The 25,545-nt window shown below is 38.7% G+C and carries 33 protein-coding genes; 23 read left to right on the top strand and 10 right to left on the bottom strand.

Going from position 1 to position 25,545, the window contains the following annotated elements:
• Positions 1–62: 62 nt before the first annotated feature.
• Together HMPREF0673_RS02620 and HMPREF0673_RS02615 are read right to left on the bottom strand one after the other, a co-directional pair.
• Positions 63–488 carry a hypothetical protein gene (locus tag HMPREF0673_RS02620; RefSeq protein ID WP_007897553.1) on the bottom strand — a complete coding sequence of 142 codons (426 nt, stop codon included), beginning with the start codon at positions 486–488 and terminating at the stop codon, positions 63–65.
• Between the two features lie 2 nt (positions 489–490).
• A complete protein-coding gene (locus tag HMPREF0673_RS02615) occupies positions 491–814 on the bottom strand; it encodes a hypothetical protein (protein ID WP_007897546.1) in 324 nt (107 codons plus the stop codon).
• Between the two features lie 402 nt (positions 815–1,216).
• Between HMPREF0673_RS02615 and HMPREF0673_RS14080 the strand changes: the two genes are divergently transcribed.
• From HMPREF0673_RS14080 to HMPREF0673_RS13305, 15 genes are all read left to right on the top strand, one after another.
• Complete coding sequence (locus HMPREF0673_RS14080; RefSeq protein ID WP_007897544.1) at positions 1,217–1,390, top strand: hypothetical protein; 174 nt, start codon at positions 1,217–1,219, stop codon at positions 1,388–1,390.
• Between the two features lie 293 nt (positions 1,391–1,683).
• The gene (locus HMPREF0673_RS02610; protein WP_007897540.1) at positions 1,684–2,670 is read left to right on the top strand and encodes a DUF3871 family protein; all 987 of its coding nucleotides are present in this window, start codon (positions 1,684–1,686) and stop codon (positions 2,668–2,670) included.
• A 136-nt stretch (positions 2,671–2,806) separates the two neighbouring features.
• Positions 2,807–3,580, top strand: a complete 774-nt coding sequence (locus tag HMPREF0673_RS02605; protein WP_007897538.1) for a Sak single strand annealing protein — start codon at positions 2,807–2,809, stop codon at positions 3,578–3,580.
• 2 nt (positions 3,581–3,582) lie between these two features.
• Positions 3,583–4,512, top strand: coding sequence for a hypothetical protein (locus tag HMPREF0673_RS02600; protein WP_007897537.1), 930 nt, complete (start codon positions 3,583–3,585; stop codon positions 4,510–4,512).
• 90 nt (positions 4,513–4,602) lie between these two features.
• Positions 4,603–4,887, top strand: a complete 285-nt coding sequence (locus tag HMPREF0673_RS02595) for a hypothetical protein (protein ID WP_007897535.1) — start codon at positions 4,603–4,605, stop codon at positions 4,885–4,887.
• 241 nt (positions 4,888–5,128) lie between these two features.
• Positions 5,129–5,623: a hypothetical protein gene (locus HMPREF0673_RS02585; RefSeq protein WP_007897533.1), complete on the top strand. Its 495-nt coding sequence runs from the start codon at positions 5,129–5,131 to the stop codon at positions 5,621–5,623.
• Positions 5,601–5,798 (top strand): hypothetical protein, encoded by a 198-nt coding sequence (locus HMPREF0673_RS14075; RefSeq protein WP_157591609.1) that lies wholly within the window; start codon positions 5,601–5,603, stop codon positions 5,796–5,798. The genes HMPREF0673_RS02585 and HMPREF0673_RS14075 overlap by 23 nt, the downstream gene beginning before the upstream one ends.
• Entirely contained in the window at positions 5,791–5,958 is a 168-nt protein-coding gene (locus tag HMPREF0673_RS14070; protein ID WP_007897532.1) for a hypothetical protein, read from the top strand. The genes HMPREF0673_RS14075 and HMPREF0673_RS14070 overlap by 8 nt, the downstream gene beginning before the upstream one ends.
• On the top strand, positions 5,951–6,301 hold the full coding sequence (locus HMPREF0673_RS02580) for a hypothetical protein (protein ID WP_007897531.1): 351 nt from the start codon (positions 5,951–5,953) through the stop codon (positions 6,299–6,301). The genes HMPREF0673_RS14070 and HMPREF0673_RS02580 overlap by 8 nt, the downstream gene beginning before the upstream one ends.
• A gap of 143 nt (positions 6,302–6,444) precedes the next feature.
• On the top strand, positions 6,445–7,122 hold the full coding sequence (locus HMPREF0673_RS02575; protein ID WP_007897530.1) for a recombinase family protein: 678 nt from the start codon (positions 6,445–6,447) through the stop codon (positions 7,120–7,122).
• A gap of 283 nt (positions 7,123–7,405) precedes the next feature.
• A complete protein-coding gene (locus tag HMPREF0673_RS02565) occupies positions 7,406–7,672 on the top strand; it encodes a hypothetical protein (RefSeq protein WP_007897528.1) in 267 nt (88 codons plus the stop codon).
• 13 nt (positions 7,673–7,685) lie between these two features.
• On the top strand, positions 7,686–7,877 hold the full coding sequence (locus tag HMPREF0673_RS02560) for a hypothetical protein (protein WP_040596251.1): 192 nt from the start codon (positions 7,686–7,688) through the stop codon (positions 7,875–7,877).
• Between the two features lie 160 nt (positions 7,878–8,037).
• A complete protein-coding gene (locus HMPREF0673_RS02555; protein ID WP_007897525.1) occupies positions 8,038–8,274 on the top strand; it encodes a hypothetical protein in 237 nt (78 codons plus the stop codon).
• Between the two features lie 64 nt (positions 8,275–8,338).
• Complete coding sequence (locus HMPREF0673_RS02550; RefSeq protein ID WP_245544219.1) at positions 8,339–8,845, top strand: hypothetical protein; 507 nt, start codon at positions 8,339–8,341, stop codon at positions 8,843–8,845.
• Positions 8,846–9,010: 165 nt separating this feature from the next.
• A complete protein-coding gene (locus tag HMPREF0673_RS13305) occupies positions 9,011–10,285 on the top strand; it encodes an NUMOD3 domain-containing DNA-binding protein (RefSeq protein ID WP_007897516.1) in 1,275 nt (424 codons plus the stop codon).
• A 53-nt stretch (positions 10,286–10,338) separates the two neighbouring features.
• Here HMPREF0673_RS13305 and HMPREF0673_RS02540 read toward each other — a convergent pair whose 3' ends face one another.
• Genes HMPREF0673_RS02540 through HMPREF0673_RS02515 form a run of 6 tightly spaced genes read right to left on the bottom strand, consistent with a single transcriptional unit; the run spans position 10,339 to position 14,721 of the window.
• Complete coding sequence (locus HMPREF0673_RS02540) at positions 10,339–11,022, bottom strand: hypothetical protein (RefSeq protein ID WP_007897515.1); 684 nt, start codon at positions 11,020–11,022, stop codon at positions 10,339–10,341.
• 9 nt (positions 11,023–11,031) lie between these two features.
• A complete protein-coding gene (locus HMPREF0673_RS02535; RefSeq protein WP_007897513.1) occupies positions 11,032–11,904 on the bottom strand; it encodes an SHOCT domain-containing protein in 873 nt (290 codons plus the stop codon).
• Between the two features lie 12 nt (positions 11,905–11,916).
• Positions 11,917–12,255: an SHOCT domain-containing protein gene (locus tag HMPREF0673_RS02530; protein ID WP_007897511.1), complete on the bottom strand. Its 339-nt coding sequence runs from the start codon at positions 12,253–12,255 to the stop codon at positions 11,917–11,919.
• A gap of 9 nt (positions 12,256–12,264) precedes the next feature.
• Complete coding sequence (locus HMPREF0673_RS02525) at positions 12,265–12,681, bottom strand: hypothetical protein (protein WP_157591608.1); 417 nt, start codon at positions 12,679–12,681, stop codon at positions 12,265–12,267.
• A gap of 13 nt (positions 12,682–12,694) precedes the next feature.
• A complete protein-coding gene (locus tag HMPREF0673_RS02520; protein ID WP_007897507.1) occupies positions 12,695–13,201 on the bottom strand; it encodes a hypothetical protein in 507 nt (168 codons plus the stop codon).
• Positions 13,202–13,215: 14 nt separating this feature from the next.
• Positions 13,216–14,721, bottom strand: coding sequence for an SHOCT domain-containing protein (locus tag HMPREF0673_RS02515; protein WP_007897505.1), 1,506 nt, complete (start codon positions 14,719–14,721; stop codon positions 13,216–13,218).
• A 503-nt stretch (positions 14,722–15,224) separates the two neighbouring features.
• On the opposite strand from HMPREF0673_RS02515, the gene HMPREF0673_RS02510 reads away from it, so the two are divergent.
• The 3 genes from HMPREF0673_RS02510 to HMPREF0673_RS02500 are packed head-to-tail and all read left to right on the top strand — an operon-like array spanning position 15,225 to position 17,747.
• A complete protein-coding gene (locus HMPREF0673_RS02510; protein WP_007897504.1) occupies positions 15,225–15,422 on the top strand; it encodes a helix-turn-helix transcriptional regulator in 198 nt (65 codons plus the stop codon).
• 42 nt (positions 15,423–15,464) lie between these two features.
• Positions 15,465–16,481: a virulence RhuM family protein gene (locus tag HMPREF0673_RS02505; protein ID WP_007897502.1), complete on the top strand. Its 1,017-nt coding sequence runs from the start codon at positions 15,465–15,467 to the stop codon at positions 16,479–16,481.
• A 12-nt stretch (positions 16,482–16,493) separates the two neighbouring features.
• The gene (locus HMPREF0673_RS02500; protein ID WP_007897500.1) at positions 16,494–17,747 is read left to right on the top strand and encodes a hypothetical protein; all 1,254 of its coding nucleotides are present in this window, start codon (positions 16,494–16,496) and stop codon (positions 17,745–17,747) included.
• Positions 17,748–17,788: 41 nt separating this feature from the next.
• Here HMPREF0673_RS02500 and HMPREF0673_RS02495 read toward each other — a convergent pair whose 3' ends face one another.
• Both HMPREF0673_RS02495 and HMPREF0673_RS02490 read right to left on the bottom strand, forming a co-directional pair.
• Complete coding sequence (locus tag HMPREF0673_RS02495) at positions 17,789–19,159, bottom strand: tyrosine-type recombinase/integrase (RefSeq protein WP_007897499.1); 1,371 nt, start codon at positions 19,157–19,159, stop codon at positions 17,789–17,791.
• Positions 19,160–20,060: 901 nt separating this feature from the next.
• The gene (locus HMPREF0673_RS02490) at positions 20,061–21,095 is read right to left on the bottom strand and encodes a Fic family protein (RefSeq protein WP_007897497.1); all 1,035 of its coding nucleotides are present in this window, start codon (positions 21,093–21,095) and stop codon (positions 20,061–20,063) included.
• 393 nt (positions 21,096–21,488) lie between these two features.
• Here HMPREF0673_RS02490 and HMPREF0673_RS02485 point away from each other — a divergent pair, with 393 nt between their 5' ends.
• From HMPREF0673_RS02485 to HMPREF0673_RS02465, 5 genes are all read left to right on the top strand, one after another.
• Positions 21,489–21,839, top strand: a complete 351-nt coding sequence (locus tag HMPREF0673_RS02485; protein WP_007897496.1) for a LytTR family DNA-binding domain-containing protein — start codon at positions 21,489–21,491, stop codon at positions 21,837–21,839.
• A 6-nt stretch (positions 21,840–21,845) separates the two neighbouring features.
• Complete coding sequence (locus HMPREF0673_RS13300) at positions 21,846–22,820, top strand: phosphodiester glycosidase family protein (protein WP_172633635.1); 975 nt, start codon at positions 21,846–21,848, stop codon at positions 22,818–22,820.
• Positions 22,821–22,945: 125 nt separating this feature from the next.
• Entirely contained in the window at positions 22,946–23,161 is a 216-nt protein-coding gene (locus HMPREF0673_RS02475) for a hypothetical protein (RefSeq protein ID WP_007897494.1), read from the top strand.
• A gap of 213 nt (positions 23,162–23,374) precedes the next feature.
• Positions 23,375–24,715, top strand: a complete 1,341-nt coding sequence (locus HMPREF0673_RS02470; RefSeq protein ID WP_007897493.1) for a hypothetical protein — start codon at positions 23,375–23,377, stop codon at positions 24,713–24,715.
• A gap of 116 nt (positions 24,716–24,831) precedes the next feature.
• Positions 24,832–25,386: a murein L,D-transpeptidase catalytic domain-containing protein gene (locus HMPREF0673_RS02465; RefSeq protein ID WP_172633634.1), complete on the top strand. Its 555-nt coding sequence runs from the start codon at positions 24,832–24,834 to the stop codon at positions 25,384–25,386.
• Positions 25,387–25,545 lie beyond the last annotated feature (159 nt).

Here is a 25,545-nt window from a genome sequence, read left to right as displayed (position 1 = left end):
TAGCCTGACACAGTTTATTTTACACTCTCGATTCAGTACTGAGCTAATCTTCCCCTCTTTTTTTACTTCCCATAAATCATAATCTTCAAGTAACTGTCAGATGTACTGAAGCAAACATCCTTAACATCTTCTATAGCTTGACAGGATATAAATTCATCTTTAATATCCTTTTGCTCAATATAATATCCATCTGCATATCCTAACAAGAAGAAGTAGTTTTTGCCAGGAGTAGGATAAAAAACATCTTCTGGAAGTCCTGTAATCAATTTGGCATCCACATCTTTAATATCACCAAGAAGATGATATTTTGTTTCTCTGTAAAATGTAAGGATGACAGAATTTTTCTTCTCGTCGAAATCATATTCAACCTTACTTAGTTTTATATCTGGATAATAAGTTTTAGTGACCATCAAAAGTACATCTTCCAAGACTGGCTTGTACTTCACCTTAGTTGTATCAATTTCAATTCCCTGCATTAAAAATTTCATAGTTAATCCTCCTTTCCTTTAGTTTTTTGCGATGTGATACAAAGAGTACAACCAAACTCTTCATTGAGATATGCCTTCAAAGAGTTATAGGCATCTACTCTTCTTCTGTCTCTAGGGCAAATCTTCAAAATGTCTTGTAAGCTAATCTCAATATTACTTCCAGAGGTAAGAGAATATCCATTATCTCTGAGTGCTTCAAGGTCTCTTATATACTTGCCTTTTACTGATTTCTCAACCTTGTTCTGTTCCTTGGAGTGTTGAGTCTCCTGTCCTTCACCAACTACTCTAAATTCATCGGTAACAAGGGAAAACATATATTCAAACATAATCGTTACTTTTGACTTTGTTACATATATAAGGCTTTTTGTTCATTTTTGCCTGTTTTTGTGGGTGGTATAAAAATGAACGTTTGTAAAGCCTTGATACTCTTATTATTGAATGTAAAAATATCAAATCGTCAGGACAAAATTCTTGACGATCTTCAAAGCATAAAGAAGGGATTGCCAGATGATGAATTTGGAACAACATGAACTTTGGCTTCGGCTGGGATTATGGTACTCAAGGAGCTACTATTCTACAGGTCGGGCTGATGCTTGAAGTTTTATTTATGAGGTCAAAAACAAAGTGTTTTTTGAACCTCTTTTTTTTGTCTTTTCTATCATCACCTCAAAGCCTTACTAATAATAGACAAAACAATATAAATTTTTTAACGTAAAATATCAGAAAATATGAACATCAAAAAAACTCTTGTGATTAGCTACCGAGTACTATGTGTAGCAGTCACTTTAATTGAAGCCGCAGACCTTGGAAAAACCATCTACGGCAAGTACAAAAACAACAAAAAGTCAGTAATGCCAGTAATGCCTACCGACGCAACAAAAGTCGAGACCGTATGTGACTAGAAACGAAAGTCTTGACACAATTATCGCCCTATTAGAAGCTATAACATTTTTCTTCAAAGGGTACAAAAAGTTATCGGGAGCAACCAGCAAAATTAAGTCTGGAGGCTCCCATAGTTCTAACTGTTCAAAATGTAATAAATATGAACAAGACAAAATCAGAACTTATCATCAGAGCAATCAATAAGAATGGTTCTGTTACACTCGTGAGAAACATGAAGGCAAAGATTATACGCTTTCCAGTTTTTCCACGAATCAACTTTTTCTCAATAGCATAACCTTCTAAACCAAAAACAATGAAAGAAGAAGCTACTGTAATTGCCTCTAACAACGAAATCAATTATAATGAGGCAGAAGAAACAAGAACTCCATTTATTATAGGCAATACACAGCCAATCGAAATGGATGCTCTATCAGATATGTTGACCCCGGTATTTTCAAGGGACAACGTAGAAACAATCAGTCATGTTGAAGGCATATCAACTATCACTGATGCTATTAGTACTTACTTTGACGGACAGCAGATAAACGCTCCAATCGTCAGAGTATCACACGAAATGAAACTACGAAACCGTTTCGGTGCTGGCAAGATGGTTCAAAACCTACGCCCCGAAGAAACAGATTCATACTTTCAACGTATGATGGCTATGATTGAAATTCCTTCAGTCTCAGCCGACATCAACGGAAGCCCATGTCATTTACAGGTTTGTCTTGTACATAACTATGCAGACATTAACCTCTTGGGCAATTCGTCACAATATCAGTCATGGAAATTGTGCATCGGATTTCTTAACACCCTTTGCACCAATGGCTTGATACGTTCATCAGATGGATGCAACCTCAGTATAAAGGTTACGAACACCGCTGACTTGTATAAGAACGCTTGGACTTTGTTCCAAAACTATGAATACAAGCAGCACCTTGATGAAATGAAACATTTGAATGATACTGTCATAGATGTCTCGACCTTGGCACAATTCCTCGGTCGTGCAAGAATGGCAGCAGCATTACCAACAAAAATGAAGAAAGATTTGAACCTACCAGAGTTTATACTCCCAGAGGCTCAACTCAATCAGATGATTCGAGACTATTACACCGATGACAACTTTGGTGGATATGGTCACGAGATTACAGCGTGGCAGTTTTATATGCTGCTCACTAACTACAAAAACAATTACATAGATGTTTCTTTGGAACGCTCAGCTAACGCCTACACAATCAGTAAAGGCATCGCAGCAGCAATAAACAAAGAATCACCAGAATGGAATTGGTTCATCAACTAACATCCTTCACTCTAAAAGTCTGGAAACTAATAGACCTGGATGTTTGAGAGATATACATTTATCAACGAAAGAAGATTTTTGTGTATCTCTCTTTTTGTTTATCATTAGTATTCACAACAACTTAAAAAATACCGCAATGTGTAAATTTAAGAAACCAAAAATTCCTGCTAATATAACAGCAGATGAACGTAGATCTCTTATGTTCAACGCTTTATCTTCTCTCGACCTCAACGACAAACTGGAGAAGAGAGAGAACGATAAACTCAGTTACTTATCTTGGGCTAACGCCTGGGCAGAATTTAAGGCTGCATATCCAAGTGCAACCTATCAAGTTATCAAGAATCCAGACACCAACCTACCTTACTTCACAGACCCAAATGTTGGCATCATGGTATTCACTGAGGTTACAGTTGATAACCTTACTCACTCAATGTGGTTGCCTGTCATGGATGCAAAAAACAAGGCAATGAAACTAACTCCTTATACATATCAGGTATGGGACAGTTATAAGAAGGCTTACACCGAAAAGACGGTTCAAGCCACTACAATGTTCGACATCAACAAAACACTCATGAGGTGCTTAGTGAAGAATCTTGCCATGTTTGGACTTGGACTTTATGTCTATGCTGGTGAGGATATTCCAACTGACAACACAGCAGACGATGGAACAACATCTACTGCCAACACAACAAAGAAAGCGGCAACAAGAAGAACTGCCACTAAGACAACTACCACGGCCCAACAGAAATCCCTCGACAAGTATGCAGGGATTAGAGCAGCCGTGAATTCTTGCATTAGCCAAGACCAACTTGCAAGCCTTTACTATCAGCATCAGAATGAAGTAAATGGAAATGAGGAGGTCAAAGCTATCTTCACACAACGTAAACTCCAACTTCAACAAGCAGCATAACTATGGCAAAACGAATAGAACTAAAGAACTCTGGTGTCTTTTTCAATGAGGAGGCACACGAGTATTGGCTTGGCGACAAACAGCTAAGTGGAATCACAGGGATGCTTCAAAGACAGCTATTCCCTGATGAATTTAACGGTATCAGTGAGGCTACTCTTAATGCAGCAGCGGAATATGGTACAGGAGTCCATTCTTCGATAGAGGACTTCGATAATAACTGGATAAATGATGGAACACAAGAGACAGTCGATTATATCCAAATCTGCAAGGACTATGGATTGACACATGAGGCATCTGAATACAACGTAACAGATAGCAAAGAATGGTCATCCAATATAGACAAGGTATATAGAGTTTCTGACGATACCTTTTCTTTGGGAGACATAAAAACCTACGGACAGATGACAGCAGATAAACTTCAAAAGGCTCGCTGGCAACTTTCAATTTATGCTTATCTATTTGAGCTTCAGAACAAGAAGGCAAAGGTAGATAAACTCTTCATCATACATCTTCGTAATAAACCGAAGAAAGATGGAACTTTTGACCACATATCTGAAATCATCTTCCTTAGTCGTATTCCCCCTGAGATTGCAAAAGATCTTCTCGACACAGACCTTCGAGGTGAGCAATTCAAGAATCCTTATGCTATCCCCTATGAGTGGGCATCACAAGAAGAGACAATCCGTGAACTTATCGAAGCCAAGAAATCAGCAGAAGAGCAGTTGAATATTATCAAAGGCAAGCTCCTCTCTGACATGGAAGAGAAGGATGTGAGGAGTTGGGTAACAGAGACAATGAGAATTACTCGTAAACTCCCGACAACTCGCAGCAGTTTTGACTTGAAAGCATTTAAGGCAGATAATCCTAATATAGATTTGTCTGCCTACATGAAGACCTCAGATGTGGCAGGTTCTCTAAGCATTGCCATATAACAACCAGTATTTACAGAGCTGGGGAGATTATCAAATACAATAGATTTTCTCCCTGGCTTTTTTGTTTCACAACATTAAAAATCAGAAAATATGAATTATCAGGAAACTGTAATATTGAAAGAGAGCCGAGAATATAAAGCGGCTGAAGCTTTGATAGATTCCATTAACTCTATGTCGTGGAATCCTAAGAAGTTTGGACTTGCTGTTAGTATGCAACACAGAACATTACAGCAGTCGTTGATGAAATCGTTTGTGGCAACTATCCGAGTTATGGCAAGCGATGATTACGGTTACGATGACAGAAATCGTGGCGCACATGAAGCCGCAAAGAAGATGGCTGGCATTTTGGATGAGATATACTTACCATTCATTTAGCCTATGACTTACGAATGTTGCTGTTCCGATATTACTCTTTCGGAATGGCAAAAGAAGATGAAGGGGATTAAGCCTATCAATTACAAGTGGTTGGTAAATAAAATCAAGAAGCATATTCCTCAGCTATACGAGGCATTAGCACTTGACTACTATAATCCCTATGAGAATAAGTGTGGAGTGAATCAGGACTACTATATCTTAGTTCACTCTTCTGTTGAATACTTCATTAAAAAGAAATGACATGAAACAAAACATCAATCAACTTATCTTTTCTCGAATTGCTCCACAGAAAAAGTTGAAAGCGATAGAGAAACTTACTTCCTCTGAACTTTGGGCTACTCCAGAAACAATAACCCGAATAGTAAAGGAGACAGGAGAACGTATCGGCAAGTCTCGTAACAAAAGACTCTATATCAGCCGAGACAGACAGCAGGGCAATAACTGGAACAGTACAGTCGTTGCCGTTGAACTCTACAAAGGAACACTGTATCTTGACATCTATTTCCAGATGGACTCAACAGATACTAATCTCAGTGTTCCTTTTTCTACATTCTTCTCAAAAGGAGAATATCGAGGCAAACACATTACTACAAACAGATATGGTGATGAAGAGCCTCATTATTTCAGATATGATGAAGATGACAAGAAGATGGTACTCAAAAGCATACTTCTTGAATACGTTTACACCAAGTACGAATCAAAACTAAAAGGAAATGGCAAACAAGAAAGCAACTAAGAAAGGTAATGTCAGTGTATCTTACCGTGGGGCATCTATATTTGATGTTGCTCGCTATGTTCACGAAGAGACTGTAAGACATTGTGAGTATTGCGGCAGACCGATGACAAGAAGTGATGTTAATGATTATGGATCTCTTTGCGAGGACTGTTATATGAAAGAGTATTATGGCTAAACACATCATCTACAACGAGTGTTACATCATCAAATTCAACAACCACAGCTACGAGGCTTTTATACTCAATGCTGACGAGGATGTTGAGTTTAAGTTTTTCACCAATCTGTCTGATGCAAAACATTGGATAGATAAATATAATGTACCGAACAATGGATAAAAATCAAACAGTTGCAAAGAAGATATGGCATGATTATCTTCAATGCTCTACAAAACCCTTCTCTTGGGGACTGAACTTCAATAGCGTAAAAGTTATTGAGGATGGTACTTCCTTTCATGTTCAAGGCATGGTTTGTGGTTGGATTAAGGTTCAACAAGACACAACCGACAACAGATACAAGATAACAATCACTCCTGACAATTCTATGGAATCCGAGGTTGTGTATCATTATGTATCTTGTGAGAATATAGTATCTCTTATAGATGTGAATGTGAAGTATGGCATATCCTACTACGATTACATTTGCTCTATCTTCGGACTTACACAAAAAATGGCAGTGTAACAGTGCCTATATAATTAAGGTATAGGGGAATATCAGGAAACTAACAATCTCTGGTATTCCCTTTTTTTATTGTCTAACTCACATTGGTTCCACCGACAAGACGGACATCTAAGCTGTGGAACTTATGTTAAAACAAGTAAACAATGACAGAAACAAAGTATGTAGCTTATCTCCGAGTCTCTACACAAAAGCAAGGATATAGTGGACTTGGACTTGAAGCACAAAGAGAAATTATACATAACTACCTCCATGACACAACTCCGATTTCTGAGTATATCGAGGTAGAAAGTGGACGCAAATCTGACAGACCAAAACTGAAAGAAGCGTTATCACAATGTCGAAAGGAAAGTGCAACTCTGATTGTTGCTAAACTAGATCGTCTCGCTCGAAGCGTATCTTTCCTTTCAAATCTATTGGAGTCTGATGTGGAAATTATCTTTTGCGATTTCCCCCAGGCTAATAAAATGGTACTGCATATCATATCTGCCATTTCACAATACGAGGCAGAACTTATTGCAGCAAGAACCAAAGCATCATTACAGGCAAAGAAAGCAAGAGGATTCAAACTTGGCAATCCAGAGCATTTACTGGATAAGCATGAGCAAGCAATCCAGAACAGCATCAAGACCTGCAAAGCTAAAGCGGATAGCAACCCTAATAACAAGAGGGCTATTGCTATGCTCCGTACTCTCGTGAAAGAAGAATATACCTTACAAGAAATGGCAGACACACTCAATCAAGAGGGATTTGTCACTTCCAAAGGTTGCTCTTTCTCTAAATCAACAATATATAAACTTCTCAAAAGATACAACTTAAAATGAAAGAGAATATACACAATCAGGAGGGTGCTATTATTAGAACTCTTCATTCTTCAAATGTAGCATACGCTAGAATTTATTGTGAAGAACAACGTATGAGAATTAAACAACTCATACAACACAACTTTCTTCCACATCATACTTCTGTGGGGGTCGGTAAATCTACGAGAAAGCATTGGAACGTGGAGAAGTACCAAGGCAAATATGGAGTGGGGTTTAAGATGATTACCACAAGTCCATATAGCTCCAACTTCAACCACCTAACCTATTTTATCAAGGAGGCGGTATGACAGAACAATATCTTTATCCTGTGTACGAGACTGATGCTTGGCATTCTCTTTCGAATCGAGATTGCAAGGGAATCTACACATCAAAAGAAGAAGCCGTTGAAGCCATAGCGGAACATCATAATATTCCTTTGGATGAATTTAATGGACTTACGGAAGAAGAGGCAAGAGAACAAATAAAACAAGAATTACAAACCCCCTTTCAAACGCAGGGCTATACTATAAATTATGATATTGAGGTATGGCTTGTGAATGATTGGGCTTAAACAATTAACTGATATGAAGAAATTTGTTATCCATTACAACTACTATGCTACTGTAGATGTAACAGTATTAGCCAACTCAAAAGAAGAGGCTATCGAGAAGGCAGACCAGATCGAATTTGACAACAACGACTTTGAACTGGATTTTGAAAGTAGAGAAGTCTTTGAGTCAGAGGATGCAACTTCAAAAGGAGGGATTATGGTATGAGAATCCTTTGGTATTTTAGGGCTTGGACTAAAGAATCAACTAAGCCCATCACATTATGGGTAGAAGCGAAAAATCAAGGAGCAGCCAGAAACTTGATATTCCGTGAGAATCCATTTATAAGCAAGCTAATGTTTTACAAAACAACAAGAATAGAATAATTATGGAAGCAAAGTATGTATTGATTTTAGACTTCACTATCGGTTGCCTGAATATTATAGAGCTGACAGATGAAGAACTAAAAGCATCTGAGAAGTATGAGGATTTTTCAGATTTCCTCTCAACCCTCGAAGATAAATATAGTTTCAGACTAAGTAACTCGCAGTGGATGACAACAGAAACTTTGTCTATCTACCACTACAAAGACGGAAAGGAGGTCGCTGATGCCGAATTGGTGTGATACCTCTTATAAGTGCGTAGGAGATTTGAAGGAAGTAAAATCTCTGCATAAAGTTTTGAAATATATGGAGAAACGTAAGACTTCTATACTTCCTAATGGCTTTGGGAAAATGTGGCTCGGGAACTTGGTACATAAACTTGGTGGCAACTGGAAAGAACTCAGATGTCGTGGAGAGATAACAGACTTCTCACTTGACGGAAATGTCCTGACGATAAATCAAGAAACGGCATGGTGCGAACAGGAAGGTGTTAGACAGATTATCGAAAAGACCTATCAAAGCATTAAAGTTTACTTTATGGAACAAGAACCTGGCTGTGGAGTTTTTTACACAAACGATGCTTCAGGAGATTATTTCCCAGAGCGTTACTTTCTTGATTCATACGAGGATTGGGAATATTTTGAAAATCTCGATGAAGCAGCAGATTTTGTGTCTAAGATTGTCGGGATTGATGTAGAGCCAAACGTTAATGCAATACAAAATGCTTTGGATGCTTACGTTGAAGAACACGAAGAAGAGAATGAAGATCTGTTTTATTCATTACACGAGTTTGAGGTTTGCAATAATGACTAATCAAATTGGGAAGAAGGCTTTTTTATGGGCTTTCTTCCCTTTTTTCGTCCCATAAGACATAAAACAACGTGTGTCAAATAAATACCTCGAAACTCGGTTTAAGGCACTCCAAAACCTCTATAATGAGTAAGAATAGTCTTGCTTATAACATTAAACTTAAATATTATGACAACAGAGAAACAAAGCTTTATGCTTTTTGACACTCTCTTGGACATTGGTGAATTGGCTGAAAGTATTCAGAAAAAGATGCAGCCTAAATACGATGCCGTTTATGGAAAAGGTTTTATTGATTTTAGTGTTACCAGAAATGATCTTCATTCTATTTCATTCACTTGGAAACGTAACCTCAAATTACCTAAAAAGGAATTGATTGGGATAATGGATGCTGAACTTATAACAGGATGGAAAGTTTCAAATACTAAACCACTTGAATTTGTTGACTCTCGACCAACACAAGCAAAGGCAGGAAAGATGTTACTTAGAAGTTTTGCTCCTCGATATAAAAAGCTAATGAGGAAACACTACAAATTGGATTACAACAACTATGACATTTCTGTATCAGCGACTTCTACCGAACTGAAAATGACAATCAAATTTATTCCATTTAGAGGTGTCGTTTACATGTATACTTATAATGGGAAGGAGAAAGAACATGGCAAGTCGTATGTAGGTGAAACTGTCAATGAGAAAGCTCGTAGGCGTAATTGGAAGAAACTTGATGACAAATACGCTAATGAGAAACTCAACGAGGCTAAACGAAGATTAGGAACGAAAGATTGGATTTACCATGAGCTTGAAGTCATCACAGATTACTATGATTTAGGAATGTTAAAACCCAAATTATTCTCTTTAGAAGGAGATTATATCGAGAAATACGATACCATCAATAATGGTTATAATGTTGCTAAGTATGGAACTGGTAATAAAGGGGTGAACTTCTCGGCTTCACATCGACAAAAAATTGGTGCTGCTTCAAAAGGCAGAACTCATACAGCTGCAACCAAACAAAAGATCTCGGCAGCTAATCTCGGTAGAACACAATCTGATGCTACCAAACAGAGAATTAGTCAAGGCAATACAGGCAAAAAACGTACTCCCGAAATGAGGCAAGCTCAATCTGATCGCATGAAAGGAATAGAGCCGAAAGCAGCTTCTGAGGGTGCCAAAAAGTGGAGAGAAACACATGGTGGTGGCTATTGGGGAAACCACAAAATACCTGATGCAGCCAGAGCAAATATGAAACTTGCTCAACAGAAACGTGGTAAAGCAGTCAGAGCTTTTGCACCAGACGGAACATGGCAAGATTTTAATACCATGAACGATGCCGCTAAAGCTCTTGGGATGAATCCTGGTAGTATAGCAAATAATCTAAAATCTAATGGCGTTTGCAATAATGGCTACAGATTCAAAACAACTGTACCTAATTTCTCACGACCATAGAACGTAAAAGAGGAAAGACTTTGGATGTCCTTCCTCTCTTTTTTTATCCTGTCTTAAATGTCTTGATGCTTTGCTTGGGATTCAAGTTTCTTTTCTTCTTTCAACCTATCTTTGGCACCGAATGAGCTATAATCTATAAAACACACTTCAGGGTCAGGATATATGGATATACTGCAATTTGCCCATTCCCAAACGATATTCCCTTTTCCTTTACAAATAAAAGTCGTTAAGTAGAAATCATGGGAAAGGCTATCAACTTTGTCATTAGGAAACAAAGCAGGAGAGTTACCATCGTTAGTTTCATAATATGAATACTTCCCATACCTTGATGTATATAACTTTACGATTCTTCTTATATCAGTTGAATCAATTTTGTCATACTGCCAATCTCCGACACAAATGCTTATTGAGCCGACTTTGACCGTATTTATAATCTTATGATTTTTCCTGACTGACTTTACAATATCTCCATCAAATCTATATTTGGCATTATAAGTCCATTTATCGACAGTGATTATTGCATCTTTATCAAATGTAGCAACAGCATTTGTGTCTGCTTCAGGAAATTCATCTATACTTGTATTCCCAATAGTACAACCATTAAAGCTAAGAACAGTATCTGTCTTTGCTCTGAGTGCTATACTATCAATCTCTTCGGCAGCACCTTTTGTTTGTCCGTTGTTGCAAGAGGATAGCATTATGAATCCTAATGCGATGAATAATAATAACTTTCTCATATGGTCACGTTATTTTAATGTTATTACTTTATCTTTATATTCATACTGGTTGTCAGCTAAACATTCTCCCTCATATACGAGTTTTGAATATGTTACTTTAAGCTTGTTTGAACCGACAAACTTAGCATCAGCACTGGCTCTGACAGCACATGACCAATTATTTGTGAGCGTATTCAAGCAAGCAACACTACTACCGCAACGATATGAAGTGTTGATGACATAAAGATTGTTACCAATCATTTTAGCATCTGCAACCTGTTCGCCATTGTCCTCTTCTCCTTCAACCTTGTAAGGAACTAAAACGAGATTTGTTGAACCTGTTTCAAGATTGTGGCAATACAAACTGTTTACTCTTCCCCAACCTGCTTCAACTTCAGTCAGTGTATAAACACAATGGCGATCATCATCCGTTAGACTTGCAACAACACGAGTGTCAGTATCAAGACCTCCGATGTAATTCTCTGCTTTGTCAGCATAGCTTTGTGGAGTTTGCTCTTGGCTGTCATCTACGGCAGTATCATAATCTGTATCATCAACCATCACAGTATCAGTATCTGCAACGGCATAGTCATTATCGTATGTCTGACTATTTGAACTTCTGCCATTTTGAATTATGATGGCAATAATGAGCATTACGGCTACAACACTTCCTGCTATAAGCCATATCTTTGTATCTTTAGACAATCCTTGTTTCAGCGTTCCCTTACTAGTTCTTGGTTGTGGCTTGTCATTAGAAGCTACCGTTTCTTTCTTGCTTTCAGACGCAACAGATGTAGGACGCAGAATTTTAGCCTTCTCTGCCTCCATTTCTTCTTTGGTCAAGACACCAGCATCATAGAGTTTCTTTATCTCCATGAGTTTATCCATAACTTCCTTATCCATACTTTTCAGAATTTAGCGACCCCATAAGTTTTCAATACCTGCTTTAACGCCACTCCAACCAAACAACATAACAAAGAATATTAGCATACAAGCAAAAATTGCAAAGAATATTCCGATTCCCACACCCATAATCTGTTGCCTTTGTTGCTCAGCTTTTGGAAGTTTCTCAAAAGCCTCTTGTCTTTGTCTTGCAGCTTCTTTACTGAAAAAGCCAGGTTTCTTTGTTGGTGTTGGCTTAACTTCTTCGGAAGCATCAAGTATCTTTTTCTTTTCTGCTTCAAACTCTTCCTTGTTCAGAACTCCTGCATCAAGAAGTTCTTTCAGCTTTGATAATTCTTCGTATTTGCTCATAATCGTTTGCTAAATATGGTCAGGATTGTTGATTACTTTAACACAAGTGAGATTTACATAGTAGGAATTTCCTTTGATGTTTACATAAGTGCCAGTCATTCTCTTATAACCATTGTCTACAGATCTTCTCCACTTTAATTTGAATGCACCGTTTCGCTTGCCGTTCACTGTTTCTGTAAAATACCAAACATCATCCTCATACCCCTCAGTGTCATAGTTACCTTGGAGTTTCAAAGGCTTATTTTTACCTTGGCTTACATAGTAATACTCACCATCTGCAAATGCAGCTGTTGCCCATATAGTCAGAACAATAGGGTATTTACCAATTTTCCCTTTAAATACATATCCACTATCAGCTAATGATGTGGTGAATGAACACATCGTCAACAATAGCGACATAATGATTTTTGTCTTTAAACTCTTCATAGTCAGTATTTTTTTAATAAACTTCATATTCCAAAAGCAAGTCCATGTTATCTTGTCTGAATATGGACTCACAATCATACCCATAGTTGTTGAGATAAGCAGAGAAATGGTCAAAGAACTTTTCTTGCAATTCATTGGCAAATTTGTGTGCCGTGGCTGACATATCGGAATATTTGGTTATTCCTTCTTTCAAAACAACTTGGTCAACCTCACTCTTGCCGATAAAAGCAGAAAGATTTTTTATAGCCTCGTTTGTTGCTTGAACAATAGCCAACTGAATCTTATGGTTGTTTCTCTCATACCTCAACACAACAAAATCAATATATTGCTGTGGATTGGCAGTCTGTTGTGCTGTAGCCTTTATTGCCTCCGTGTTCTGAATGGACGATGCTACCAATTTCTCTACTTCTTTCAATTTGCTAATGCGAGTTTCTGCATCACTTACACATGAGGTAAATGATTGTGCCTTCAAAGAAGAAGAAAGCACAACCATTATAAATAATGTGATTAATCTTACCATAATACTACCATATCTTACTCAAACCATGATGTCTTGAAATCGTCTACGTATGCACTCTTCCATTTTACATCCTTGCTGCTTCCATTACTATAGACAATCGTGAAGTATGCTCCAATGTCGTCTATTACGTCATTCCTGTCTTCAAATACATCATCAAATGTAAATTCTCCAAAATCATGTGACGCAATAGGACCGATTCCTCGATAATTCTGTGGATAGCCCATAACATCACCTACGCCATTTATTGGGTAACAATGAGCTATTACATATTTAATAGTCTTGTTCGTTGGATTGAAGAAACGGCATTTTATACCTTTTATAGGAGTTCCATCATTATTTGTGCCACGTGTTATTTCAAGATTTGTAAAAATGATACCTATTTTAGCATACTTCTTGACAAACCATTGGTGTTCAACCTTATCTATAGAATCACGCTTTGCTTGCTGTATAGCAGCAATACGTTCTCTTTCAGCACGGATTATAGCATTCTTCCGCTCTTGTTCCTGTCGCTTCACGTTGGCAACGGAATCCTGTATCTGCTTTTGTTCCCAAGCGATAGCAGCTTGCCTTTGGTCATAGTAATGCTTGATGTTGTAACCGATAATGAAAACAACAAACGCTCCTACGACTGCATAGCAAATCTTTTTATATCGCTTTGCAACTTGGAAGATTGTAGTCCATCCTTTCAAAACAGACAATACAGATTGTCTAAATGATTGACCTGTTAGAATTGAATATATAAGATGGCTTGTAACCCAAAATGCGACAATAAGAAAAATCCAATAATTATCGGCATCTTTAAATATATAATAATTCGTGGTGTCACCACTGTACCAACGATAAGTTACCTCGACCTGCCCTCCAGTTAAAGCTAATCCGTAAAAGACAGGATTGAATATAGTTGCTAAAGCCAAAACTTTTACTATCTTGTGTGCAACCTTGACATTGCTTGCCATCAATAAGAAAGAAATTAAAGCATATAAAAGTGAGGCACAATAAGCCTTATTCATTAACGCTTCTAATCCATGAAAGGGAGGATCCTTTATTTCAATTAGATAAAAATCTGTGATATAGAACAATCCCATAACAGGCAAAACCATAAGGATTGCCGTAGTACAAATCAAAATCTTGTTGTTGGACTTCCAAATGCCCCAAAGCAACAAAGAAGCTTCTAATAGTAAAGGCAATGTCATCATAGAAGAAGCAACGACACGTTGAGACATCAGCATGATTATGCCAATAAAGGAAACGATGTTTATTAGCAAAACAAACAATGCTAATTTGTTTATTGATAACTCTTCTTGCTTCTTTTGGTCAAGACGGAATGAACTATGAAGTTTACTCCATAGATTCAAAAGGTCAGAATAGAGGCTTCTTGTTTTTACAACAGGTTTTTGAGGAGCATTATTATCTTCCTCCAGAATACGTTTCTTTTGCTCTTCAAACTCCTCCTCATTCAAAACGCCTGCCTCTTTGAGTTTTTGGATTTCAAGAAGTTTTTCGACAGAATCTTTCTCCATATCGGTAGCACACTCTTTTTTTGCCAATAGAACTCCACAAACTCACGGCAGTTAGTATATAGATACAAGAAAGGGATGGAGTTCGAATCTGCCATCCCTCGCTCTAGGTAGTCTGGAAAAAACCTGTGGTACAAAATGTTCAGAAACAAAGCCCCATCCCCAGTGTTTGATATGTAGGGGTACAATTAGGGCTTGCACCAAAACATTATCATATACACCAAGGAAGGGCATATCGTTTCTATTCATTAGTACCTTTCTTCTTTGTTTTCCAGACATTTTAGAGCGGTATGAATAGCTTGATACGCCTTCTTGACTAACTGGCTATTCCCTGCTTTTACACAGAGCCTCCAATCAGCGTGACAAAAGTACGGAAATTAAGTGAGAATCAAGAATTTTTTGCTGAGAAAGTGGCAAAATCGGGCTATTTTTCTTAATTTAACGTGTGAAATGGTGGAGTTTCGGGGAATTTATATAAATTTGCATCAAACGATAATAAATTTTATATGGAGCAAGATTTGAATCGCATCAAGTTAGTCCTTGTCGAAAAAAAGAAGACTGGGAAATGGCTGGCACAAGAACTGGGTGTATCAGAGTGTACTGTGTCAAGATGGGCAAGTAATAAAGCTCAACCTAATCTCAGTTCACTTAATATCATTGCAAAGCTGCTTGGCGTCGAAATGAAAGATTTGTTGAGAAGCTAAACCAAGTTCTTCTCCTAACCAAGACATTAAAGTAATGTATATATGGATAAAGGGCAATTTTTATTATATCAAACTCCTGACGGTGATTCACGGATAGAAGTGAAGTTGCAGAACGATACTGTCTGGCTCTCGCTTGACCAGATGGCAGAGTTATTCCAGCGTAACAAGTCCACTATCTCACGACATATAAAGAATGTGTTAGAGGATGGAGAATTACAAGAAGAGGCAACTATTGCAAATTTTGCAACAGTTCAAAATGAAGGAACTCGCAAGGTTGAAAGGGTAATAGCTTACTACAATCTCGACATGATTATCAGCATAGGTTATCGTGTTCATTCCTACCGTGGTGTTCAATTCAGAATATGGGCAACTAAGGTACTGAAGGAGTATATAGTAAAAGGATTCGCCATGAACGATGACCTTTTGAAGAGAGCTGGAGGCGGCAATTACTTTGACGAGTTGCTTGCAAGAATACGTGACATTCGCTCCAGTGAGAAGGTGTTCTATCGTAAGGTATTGGAGATTTATGCCCTCAGTATCGACTATGACCCACGAGTAGAAATGACACAAAAGTTCTTCAAGACAGTACAGAACAAGATGCACTATTCGATACATGGTCATACGGCGGCGGAAATAATATACGAGAGAGCCGATGCTGAGAAAGACTTTATGGGACTTACAACGTGGTCTGGAGCTATGCCTACAAAACCCGAAGCAGAAATAGCCAAGAACTATCTCACCCACGAAGAGATAAAGTCACTGAACCGCATCGTGAGTCTGTATCTTGACTTCGCCGAAATGCAAGCCGAGGAACATCGCCCTATGTATATGAAGGATTGGATAAATATTCTCGATGACTTCCTCCGTATTTCCCGAAAAGACATCCTCACCCATGCAGGCAAAATCTCCGCCAAACTCGCCAAAGAGAAAGCCGACCAGGAATACGACAAATTCAAGGAACGCACCAAGAACAACCTCTCACCTGTAGAGATTCACTTCTTGGAAAACTTTGAGCGTGAGCAGAAAAGATTGATGGGCGGAAAAGACAAAAACAAATAAGACAAAGAACTTATGGAAGAAGATTTTCAATATACAAACAAATTCTTACGAGACAATAAAGATTTTATTTTGTCTTTATTCAATAGAGACACTTGGGATTTGGACGAGGATTGGGATATTGAACAACAGAATGCAGCAAAGTTCAGTTGTTATGTCTTTTCTGTGCTGAGTGCTGTTAATATTGTATGCGGACTTATTGATAACAGTCGCTATAGTCAAACAGAAGCCGAAGCATTTTTATCAAGTCAATTAAATACAGTACAACATCACATTCTTGGAGAATTGACAGATGAGACAGACAAATTGCAGCTTTTACCAACTGTCATTAAATTCATTACACCTGATGTTATGGATGAATATTCAAAAGCAGCGATTAGAAGACAAGCAGATAATTTGAGGATTTCGTCAGATTCGTTTGGTATACAAAAGTTCATAAAAGACAACAAATTGTCATTGCTTAAATATGAGTCACCATACAAATACTTTGTTAATTATGTTTTTTGGCATTGGGTCGGTAACATGGAATCCAAGCCTATGGATTTTAATGCTCTTGACAAAATTGTTTTATATAGGACAAAATTTGACTCTGCGTCTTGGTTCTCACGAATTGAAAACATATCAACTTTGGGTTACTCTTATGAACAACATACAGAAGTTTTATATGGGATAGTAAATGACCACACTAAACTCAAAGATAGTGAATGTGTAAATGTTTTTGAGTTTTATCTGGCATTGTTTGAATTTATATTAGGGCAATTCAAAGAAATAGACAAAGATTATATCGAGACTGATGACAGAGAGAATCTTTATGGCATCTGTATTCCAAAAGAGAAAACAAAAGAAGAAAGGCGAATAGAAGTTGCTGTGAATTATCTCGTGAAGAATCATTACATAGCCGAGGACAATAAGGAATTGTTCGTGAACATTATGAATAATCGTTGTCTGTCAGGTACAATAAAATTCTCACATGGAGTTGTAAATGGGAAAAGCAAAAAGAAAGGTGGGCAAAGCGTTCTATATGGTATTATCCGCTTTATTTGTGAAGAAGATTTTAACCCAGATGTAAAGGAGGGCAAAAGGCAATACATTCCCAACCACTCAAATGTTTGTTGGCATTTTAGCTTTCCTGGCAATTCTGAAAATAAGACAAAAGAGTATAAAACAAAAGAAAAAATGTGGTACTATATAAAAGACAGTGGTCGAAGATACGAAGCTTTATCAGACCTCATTAAAGAATTAAATGAAGAATTAGATAAAAGATTATAAAGACTAGGGCGTATGCAAAAAAACATACGCCCTTTTCAAACCTACACAACTCGTTTCAGATAAGACAATATCTTTTTGAGTTTATCCTCGTCAGCATCTTCCAAAAGATTGATGATTTGGCTACGGTATTGATTCTTGTTCCACTTCTCCATTTGGAGAGTTTGTGTTTCCGTGGCTGTCTCAATATAAGGCTTCATCGTGTTATAGTTACTATGCCCAGTACACTTCATCACTACCTCGGCAGGAATGCCCATAGCCAGTGAACACGAGACAAAGGTTCGGCGAGCATCGTGATTACTGATGATGTCACAGAACTTATAGCTAATCTCCTTTCGTTCAGTCCCGACATAATAAACCTCTGTTATAATACGCTCAAGTCCTGCAACTTTGGCTGCATCTTTTACAGCATCATTCAATTTTTGAGCACTCGGAATGTCAAATACATGACCATCAGCAGTCCCCTTACCACGATATTTATTGAGAATAGCTATAGCCTCTTCTGTCAGAGGTATATAAAGATGCTCACCTGTCTTTTGGGCAAACATTTCAATTCTACCATCCATAATATGATTGGTATGAAGTTGAAGCAAGTCTGATATTCGAAGGGACGTGAAAGCCATGAAACACCAAAAATCTCTTGCTCTTGTCAAACGTCCTGATTTATCATTAGTAAATTCGAAGTGGGCAAAACGTAGCAGCTCGTCATAATGAAGAAAAGTGACAGTTTTAGGCAGCACCTTCAGATTTGTCTCAAAATTCAATACTGCACTTGGTACGTTATATCCTTGCTTGGTGTCAATCCACTTCAAGAAACCTTTGAGCATGGTCACCTGTTTGTTAATGGTACGATTACGAAAGCCCTGCTTGATATACCAGTTTTTCAATTTATACATGTGTTCAATCGTTATATTGTCTGGCTTGATATGTGGATTGGCTTTTGTGATATGTTGAAAAGCCTGAGTGTACTTCTCCTTTGCTTGGTCATCCCAGTTCTTCTCACGACCACATTCATCAAGAAACCATGCAATCATCTGCTTCATGTTCCTCTTCTTTACTTCTTCAGGCGTAGCTTCTTCGTGTTCATTTCTGCCAAGAGCCTTATTCACCATACTTTTCAATTCTGAAGCTGTAGGCATTGTATTGGCAAGTGAACATTTAGCAAAAGCCTCTTCTATCGTCTGCTTGAAGTCTGCTATTCTCCCATTGATGTCACAATAGGTAAATGACATGTTGCGCACGACATGAGTTGTTCCATGCTTCGCTTTGCGCAAATCATTATCCCATTTGCTCGCATCTGCGTATGCACCAGTAATGAATGTAACTTCATACCTCTTGGAGTTCCATCTTGCTCTTACCGCCACCTGCCCATTTGGTTTAACAAATGGTCTAATCGAAAAATTAATCTTAATCATAGCTGTTCATCTTATTCGTTTAATCTTCGCTTATACGGAAGTATTATCTGTAAATGTTTGCAAAGATATAATGAATAAATGGGCTTTCCAACTAGTCCCCCCTTTGCAGCGAACACACTAAAAAGAAACAGTTTATAATAGATAATCAAGAACAAATATCACCTGACTGTCAGCAACTTACAGTCTATTATGGTCTATCTCGTTATAATACCCAATCTCCCTCTCTCTCCGCAACAGAGTCCTGTAAGTCGAAAGATTTACAGGACTTTTGATTTTTATGTTTTGGTAGTCCTCCTTTTGGGGGGATCAAAAACTTTTGTCTACCACTATATAAAGTGGTAAGCTACCAACTTAATTTTGGTATTAAGCAGATAAACTCATTACCTTCTGCGGAATTTATTTTACCAACAAGACATGATTCGCCACACAGTTATACTTTTAGTTTGTTTCATGGCGATAATTCTAACTAATCCTTGTGAGAATAAACAAAACATATATCTTTGTAGTTAGATATTTAGCTTTGCAATAAACTATGAGTATATTATACGGAACAAAAATAAACCAACTGCTTGCCAAGGTGTGATGTACCGCATGGGTGGGCGTTTGAATGCTTATGACGCCATAGCGTCATATAACAAACAGATGGGTGGTACGATGCTGTAAGAATACTGCAAAAATAGTCGCACCATATGACTATTTTTGCAGTGATTTCATTCTGTTCTTTTATTTCTAACCAAGAACTCTACGGATTACCATATATCCTTATTAGTCTATTTTGTGTAAATACACATTATTAACGACTACAAAGTTGTTCTTATTCCGAGTGCAAAGTTACGATGACTATTTCAAACCATTATTAAACGATTTACTTTATGACTCATTCCGCCAACGGGTGTTTTCTCTAAAAATACGTCTTCACAGCAAACAAGAACTGCTCGATAAAGATTTTCTTGAAAGCAGCGATGTTATTCTGTTCGTAGAATATGAGCATAGCCTTCTTATATTCGATGGAGTCAATGGTTCGGAAAGAAATCGGGCAATAGCCATTTGCTATTAAGATAGCATTGCTTGTGATTCTTGCAGTCCGCTTGTTCCCATCCACAAAGGCTTGAATATACGATAATAGCACTAATGTCAAGAGTGCTTTCTCAAAAACATTATCTTTTCCATTCACCAATGTACAAGTATCTTCCAAAGCCTCACGAATCTGGAATTCATTATCAAGAGGGCGATAATTGGTTCCCGTGATACCAACACGACGATGACGGATATTTCTATCAACTTCCAACTCCTTTGTCAGGATAGAATGAATATCCTCTATTCGGTGCACAGACAGTTCTTTCAAATAATCTGGTATGTCAAGCACAAAATCAAGTGCATCCTTATGGTTAAGCAACATGATAGCTTCTTCTTTTGTCTTCCCGGAAGCCGTCTGCTTATCTTTTAACAATCGCTCAGTTTCTAAAAGAGAATAGGTATTGCCTTCTATCTGTGAGGATTTCCAGGACAAATCAACTCCAAGACGTTCCATTTCCTTACGATATTCCAATTCTGTCATACCTTCAGTATTTTTTTCAAACTCCATTTGTGCATCATTCAACACTTCAAGTTCTTCTTTTGTGAAAATCTCCACCTTAGGCAGAACATCACGAATCAAATCAAAGTTGAAAGATTCTTGAACTTCGCGTTCATCAATATCTTTATCAAAATAAGTTGCTAAATCCAAAGGCCTTGTTACGTGAGCCTGTGGAGTAAGTTTGTACTTCGTAGCAGGACCACGTCCAGCCGTCTCAATATTTCCCTCCTTAACAGCGGCAGAAAGTAACCTTTTCATTGTACTATCACTGGGAGCTTTCATAAGCCCCGCCATAATCTCTGTCCTATTTGCCAAGGGATGATAATGTAAAAACTGTAATATTTCTATATCTATTGTCATATTCTTTCTTTATTAATCGGCTCAAATTTACTCATTTTTTGTCAATAATCGGGTTTGTTTGAGCCGATTTTGTGTATATTTAACGGGCTTTTGAGCCGATCGACCAATAGTGTAGTTTATACATTTTCTATATCATTTCATACAAACCATCTGCAACGATTTGCTTATAGCATATACATAACCTAATTTTGTATAAAAAAGCAATGAAGAAAGTATTAATAGTTATTGGAGTGTTAGTTTTGGCTGGTATGATTTTAGTTGGTGTCGTATGGTGGTATTCTCGCACAAGCAACCCATGGAATTATTGACAAACAATATAATATTATTCGTTTTTTGGCGTCTATATTATATGACCTTTTGAAGTAATAACTATGTACAATTTGTAAGGATTAAATGGAAAGACTTAAAATTATTACATCCGTTGGACTGTTTAGGGTGCCAACGGACGACATAGCCTATATAGAAGCTTCTGGCAACTACTGTGACGTGCATCTCTTCAACGGAGAGTCGGTGACGATGACGTTCCAGTTGCACTACTTTGTGGAAGCCTTTAACAAGCTGAAGCAGAATTTCTTTACGCGTGTTGGCAAGAGTCTGATAGTAAACACAAATTATGTTTACGCCATCAACATCACCAACCAAGATTTGAAACTCATGGATCATCGCATGAATCAAGGGTTTAGGTTAAAAGCTTCGAAGGAAGCTCTCAAGGAGTTAAAGACAATTTTGGAACAGGAAAAGTAAATGATTATGAAATATACAGAAGGTAACGACATACAGGAGAAGCCTATTTTCGCGATAGAGAATGATGATAACAACAACTCTTCGCAAAAACTTCTCGACGAACCCACGATTATTATAGAGAGTAATGGCGATATGGAGTACAATGCTTCGTCGGCTCCCATCAAAAAGCGAGGTAGGCTGCCGAAGTGGAGTTTGGCTATCATGTGGTTTGTGGCAACCGTGGTGCTTGTATTTGGCTGCTACAAAGTCATACGCCTCTACAACTACTATTATAATATAGGTGTGAGTATTTCGGTATCGCCGAAAGACAACATCAAGAAATTGGACAGCATGCAGGCGCAGAACGGTTCTTCGTCTGTCGTGCTTAAAACCGACTCTGTGCTCGGTGTTGCGCTTAACATCTACGAGTTGCACAACGTGAAGGCAGAACTGACGCTTGTGGAACCCGACACCGCCGACCATAGTGTGCTGATGTACACCCGTACTGCCGACTATACCGCCATGGGCAAGTATCTCGGCTCGTTGGTTGTCGACGGCGAGCAGAAACGGAGCGATGTGTCGCGTCTTGGCTATTGCGCCATAGCCAAGGGCAATATGGTCATCGGCATATCTCGTTTTGACGATATGTGCGAGCACATGGTAGAGCGTGACGGCTCTTACTTCCGCCAGTTTGTGCTTGTGTCCAACGGCGAACTGCCCCAGCGTTTCTTCCTGCATGGCAAGGTGGAACGCAAAGCCCTTGCACGTACCGCAGACGACCGCCTTTGCATCATCGAGACTCCTCACCCCGAAACACTGTGGGACTTCGCCGATGCCTTGCGTGAGTTTGGCTATGTGGATGCCATATACCTCACAGGTGGCAACGAGAGCGGTTTCTATCGTGCTCCCGACGGAACCCCATACTTCACGGAGAAAGCCGCAAAGTATCGTACGGATAAGCACCACGCTGTAGCTCCTTGGCTGGTGCTTAGGAAGCGATAATTGCCAAGATATACAATAAACCCTGCATCTTGTACAAGTCACCTCGGAAAGTTTCTCGGTTCAGAAAAGCCACACTACCTTTGCATTGTCAATAAGACAAAACCGTTAAAAAACAATAGAAGACAATGAAGAAGTTAATGATTATGCTGCTGATGGTTGTAGCAACCAGCACAGCAAGTTTTGCAAAGGGTAGTAACGACAATGTACAGACTGCTGCCAAGAAAGTGGTTCAGACAGTGAAGGATGCTCCTTCGGGCACTACTTATGGGGTGGTGGAAGTGACCAAGAGCCATATCGTGGTGAACACCCCCTCTCGGCCGTTACAACATCAACAAGAATGAAGACGGAAGCTTCTCTTTCATGGGTATGACTGCCAAGCTCGTTGCAGTAAAGAATGGCGTGTACAAGGTGCAGACTTCGTTCGGTACGTTCAGCGTAGACACGCGCAAGGCTACTGTAACAAAGCAGTAAGCAGACAAAGCCTACATGAGGCTACTCTTTTGAGTGTCGCTATGTGGGCTTTAGTTTTTTAATACATTAATGTTGAGTGTCATATGCAGAAATTTATTAGAATTGCCTTGCCATGCGTTTGCTTTGCGGTAATTATATGGTGGTGCTGCTTCAACGGTTTCCAATACATTAATTGGAAATGGCTGATTGTGGCCGCAGGTATCGGTGGCTTTTGTATTGCAGCATTGTATGTGAGACAACATAAGATGCTCGGCAAAAGAGATGCACAGCGCAAAAAACAAATGGAAGAGGCTATTGAGGCTGTTGCGCCCGAACTGGAAAAAGTAAAGGGCAACTCGCTGAAGAAAGAACTGGTAAAACGCAGAATAGTAAGAGAATATCTTGAAAAGAATACCGACTATTATACTAAAGTTGATGACAATGATGCCATTAGGAAGGTGCAAGACTGGATATCTTCTGTCGGTTGGAGTATTTACCTCCTTATCTTGCCTTTTGGGTGGATAATCGTTTGGGGAATCATCTTGCTTCTACTTGCATTGTTGTTTTATTGGTCATTCCCGATCCAAATGGCAATATGTTGCGCATTTTCCATTGCCGCAAGCATCATCTTGGTATGGCGGTGCAACTACGTGTTGGCTCCGATAGCCATTTGTCTTGCGGCTATCCTTCTTTATGGGATTCTTAATGCTGGATTAGATGGTGTGGAAATGCCGGCTTTCCACATGGTGGTAGAAAACGAAGGATATATATTCCTTAGCCCATTCCATGCAGAAGACACCATGTGGGGCAGTAGTGTTATGCTGTCTATCACAAGTATTGGTCTAACCGTGTATCCATGGTTGAAGAAGAAGGCGTTGGTGATGTGTGTAGGATTGGTCTTCATTGTCGTATATGTAATACGTCTCGGTGTTCAAACGAATATGATACTCACTATTCCAACGTCATATATGTACTATCTGTATGTCTTGTTGTGTGCCATCAATGCCGACTTAGCGGTTATGCTTGGTATTTCGTACAACGCTGCATTTATAGTGATATTCGTTTACTTGGCATGTCTGTTCCCCGTAATCTTCGCTCTGCCTGCTTTCATAAGGTCGTGGAAGGGAATGGGCGAACTTAAAGAACGGTCGCCGTTGTATAAAAAAGCCAAATATAGACGTCTATACTATGTTTGTCTTGCATGGCTGATAATGAATGCCTTGGCAACAGCTTTAGTATGGGGACGATTTATCGGTATATCTACGGAAGAATGTGCATCGATTTTGGTAAAAAACACTCAATACTTATCAGGGGTTACTGGCATAGGGTTTTGTGCAACGAACTTCATCGTCTATTGTGCGCCTATCTTGACCAGCGCGCTTTTCAGTTGGATATTATTCGCAATAACAAAGAGACAAATTAAATTGAAGGATGACATTTCATAAACCAAACATACAAGAGAACGATGAACAAGATATATATCATATTGCTGGTTGTCATATTGCTGCTGATTGTTAGCATCCCTTTTGTGCCTCCCATTTATAACAGGTACACTAAGCCATTGTATAAGAATTACGTCAATGCCAAGGAATGGTATGGCAAGGTGGATTGCGAGAATCTCTCGCAAGTACGGGACTATTGCGAGCGACGAGGGTATAGCACGGACTATTATATCCTGGTGGATTTCTCTATTCCATCGGGCAAGAAGCGGTTCTTTATCTACGATTTGCAGCATGGAAAGCGTGTGTCGAGCAGCTATTGTATGCACGGCAGTGGAAAGGGCAACACAGATGCCAAGCCTAAGTTCAGCAATGAGGTCGGTAGCGGCTGCTCCAGTCTTGGACGATATGTGATGGTAGGAAAGGGTAGTAAGTTTAAGAAGAGCATCCGTCTTCGTGGGCTTGACAAGACCAACTATCTTGCCGAGACTCGTGGTATCTTGATTCATTCAGCAGGAAAAGTCACAAGATTCTCTGGCGATAGGGAGTATATCCCGATAGGTTCCGAGAGCCGTGGCTGCTTCACGGTATCAAGAGACTGTGTGACTAAAGTGATGGAGATATATCGTGGAGCTTCTAAGCATAGGCCTGTGATGATTTTTGCTAAATATAAATGATATAGTCTATGACGAACTTGGCGATCTCTGACATCCGTGTTTTGGTGCAAAGTTAGTGTAAAACCAGAGTAAATTTTCTTCATTCTAATGGTTTTATACTAACTTTGTACAATAAATAGGATATTATTTCAACCTGTTGGCGGAATTAAAAAACCGCCT

This window comes from Leyella stercorea DSM 18206 (assembly GCF_000235885.1).
GTDB lineage: Bacteria > Bacteroidota > Bacteroidia > Bacteroidales > Bacteroidaceae > Prevotella > Prevotella stercorea.
Note: the sequence above shows the minus strand (reverse complement) of the source record. Positions and strands in the feature narration are given on the sequence as shown.

Coding starts and splice junctions, on each gene's coding strand:
- HMPREF0673_RS02575 (WP_007897530.1), top strand. CDS start 6,445: ATGACAGAAACAAAGTATGTAGCTTATCTCCGAGTCTCTACACAAAAG.
- HMPREF0673_RS02610 (WP_007897540.1), top strand. CDS start 1,684: ATGAAAGAAGAAGCTACTGTAATTGCCTCTAACAACGAAATCAATTAT.
- HMPREF0673_RS13305 (WP_007897516.1), top strand. CDS start 9,011: ATGACAACAGAGAAACAAAGCTTTATGCTTTTTGACACTCTCTTGGAC.
- HMPREF0673_RS02515 (WP_007897505.1), bottom strand. CDS start 14,721: ATGGAGAAAGATTCTGTCGAAAAACTTCTTGAAATCCAAAAACTCAAA.
- HMPREF0673_RS02615 (WP_007897546.1), bottom strand. CDS start 814: ATGTTTGAATATATGTTTTCCCTTGTTACCGATGAATTTAGAGTAGTT.
- HMPREF0673_RS02525 (WP_157591608.1), bottom strand. CDS start 12,681: ATGAAGAGTTTAAAGACAAAAATCATTATGTCGCTATTGTTGACGATG.
- HMPREF0673_RS02535 (WP_007897513.1), bottom strand. CDS start 11,904: ATGGATAAGGAAGTTATGGATAAACTCATGGAGATAAAGAAACTCTAT.
- HMPREF0673_RS02620 (WP_007897553.1), bottom strand. CDS start 488: ATGAAATTTTTAATGCAGGGAATTGAAATTGATACAACTAAGGTGAAG.
- HMPREF0673_RS02585 (WP_007897533.1), top strand. CDS start 5,129: ATGAAACAAAACATCAATCAACTTATCTTTTCTCGAATTGCTCCACAG.
- HMPREF0673_RS02510 (WP_007897504.1), top strand. CDS start 15,225: ATGGAGCAAGATTTGAATCGCATCAAGTTAGTCCTTGTCGAAAAAAAG.
- HMPREF0673_RS14070 (WP_007897532.1), top strand. CDS start 5,791: ATGGCTAAACACATCATCTACAACGAGTGTTACATCATCAAATTCAAC.
- HMPREF0673_RS02600 (WP_007897537.1), top strand. CDS start 3,583: ATGGCAAAACGAATAGAACTAAAGAACTCTGGTGTCTTTTTCAATGAG.
- HMPREF0673_RS02520 (WP_007897507.1), bottom strand. CDS start 13,201: ATGGTAAGATTAATCACATTATTTATAATGGTTGTGCTTTCTTCTTCT.
- HMPREF0673_RS02595 (WP_007897535.1), top strand. CDS start 4,603: ATGAATTATCAGGAAACTGTAATATTGAAAGAGAGCCGAGAATATAAA.
- HMPREF0673_RS02530 (WP_007897511.1), bottom strand. CDS start 12,255: ATGAGCAAATACGAAGAATTATCAAAGCTGAAAGAACTTCTTGATGCA.
- HMPREF0673_RS02580 (WP_007897531.1), top strand. CDS start 5,951: ATGGATAAAAATCAAACAGTTGCAAAGAAGATATGGCATGATTATCTT.
- HMPREF0673_RS02500 (WP_007897500.1), top strand. CDS start 16,494: ATGGAAGAAGATTTTCAATATACAAACAAATTCTTACGAGACAATAAA.
- HMPREF0673_RS02605 (WP_007897538.1), top strand. CDS start 2,807: ATGTGTAAATTTAAGAAACCAAAAATTCCTGCTAATATAACAGCAGAT.
- HMPREF0673_RS14080 (WP_007897544.1), top strand. CDS start 1,217: ATGAACATCAAAAAAACTCTTGTGATTAGCTACCGAGTACTATGTGTA.
- HMPREF0673_RS02560 (WP_040596251.1), top strand. CDS start 7,686: ATGAAGAAATTTGTTATCCATTACAACTACTATGCTACTGTAGATGTA.
- HMPREF0673_RS14075 (WP_157591609.1), top strand. CDS start 5,601: ATGGCAAACAAGAAAGCAACTAAGAAAGGTAATGTCAGTGTATCTTAC.
- HMPREF0673_RS02555 (WP_007897525.1), top strand. CDS start 8,038: ATGGAAGCAAAGTATGTATTGATTTTAGACTTCACTATCGGTTGCCTG.
- HMPREF0673_RS02470 (WP_007897493.1), top strand. CDS start 23,375: ATGCAGAAATTTATTAGAATTGCCTTGCCATGCGTTTGCTTTGCGGTA.
- HMPREF0673_RS13300 (WP_172633635.1), top strand. CDS start 21,846: ATGAAATATACAGAAGGTAACGACATACAGGAGAAGCCTATTTTCGCG.
- HMPREF0673_RS02495 (WP_007897499.1), bottom strand. CDS start 19,159: ATGATTAAGATTAATTTTTCGATTAGACCATTTGTTAAACCAAATGGG.
- HMPREF0673_RS02540 (WP_007897515.1), bottom strand. CDS start 11,022: ATGAGAAAGTTATTATTATTCATCGCATTAGGATTCATAATGCTATCC.
- HMPREF0673_RS02475 (WP_007897494.1), top strand. CDS start 22,946: ATGAAGAAGTTAATGATTATGCTGCTGATGGTTGTAGCAACCAGCACA.
- HMPREF0673_RS02565 (WP_007897528.1), top strand. CDS start 7,406: ATGACAGAACAATATCTTTATCCTGTGTACGAGACTGATGCTTGGCAT.
- HMPREF0673_RS02490 (WP_007897497.1), bottom strand. CDS start 21,095: ATGACAATAGATATAGAAATATTACAGTTTTTACATTATCATCCCTTG.
- HMPREF0673_RS02505 (WP_007897502.1), top strand. CDS start 15,465: ATGGATAAAGGGCAATTTTTATTATATCAAACTCCTGACGGTGATTCA.
- HMPREF0673_RS02550 (WP_245544219.1), top strand. CDS start 8,339: ATGGAGAAACGTAAGACTTCTATACTTCCTAATGGCTTTGGGAAAATG.
- HMPREF0673_RS02485 (WP_007897496.1), top strand. CDS start 21,489: ATGGAAAGACTTAAAATTATTACATCCGTTGGACTGTTTAGGGTGCCA.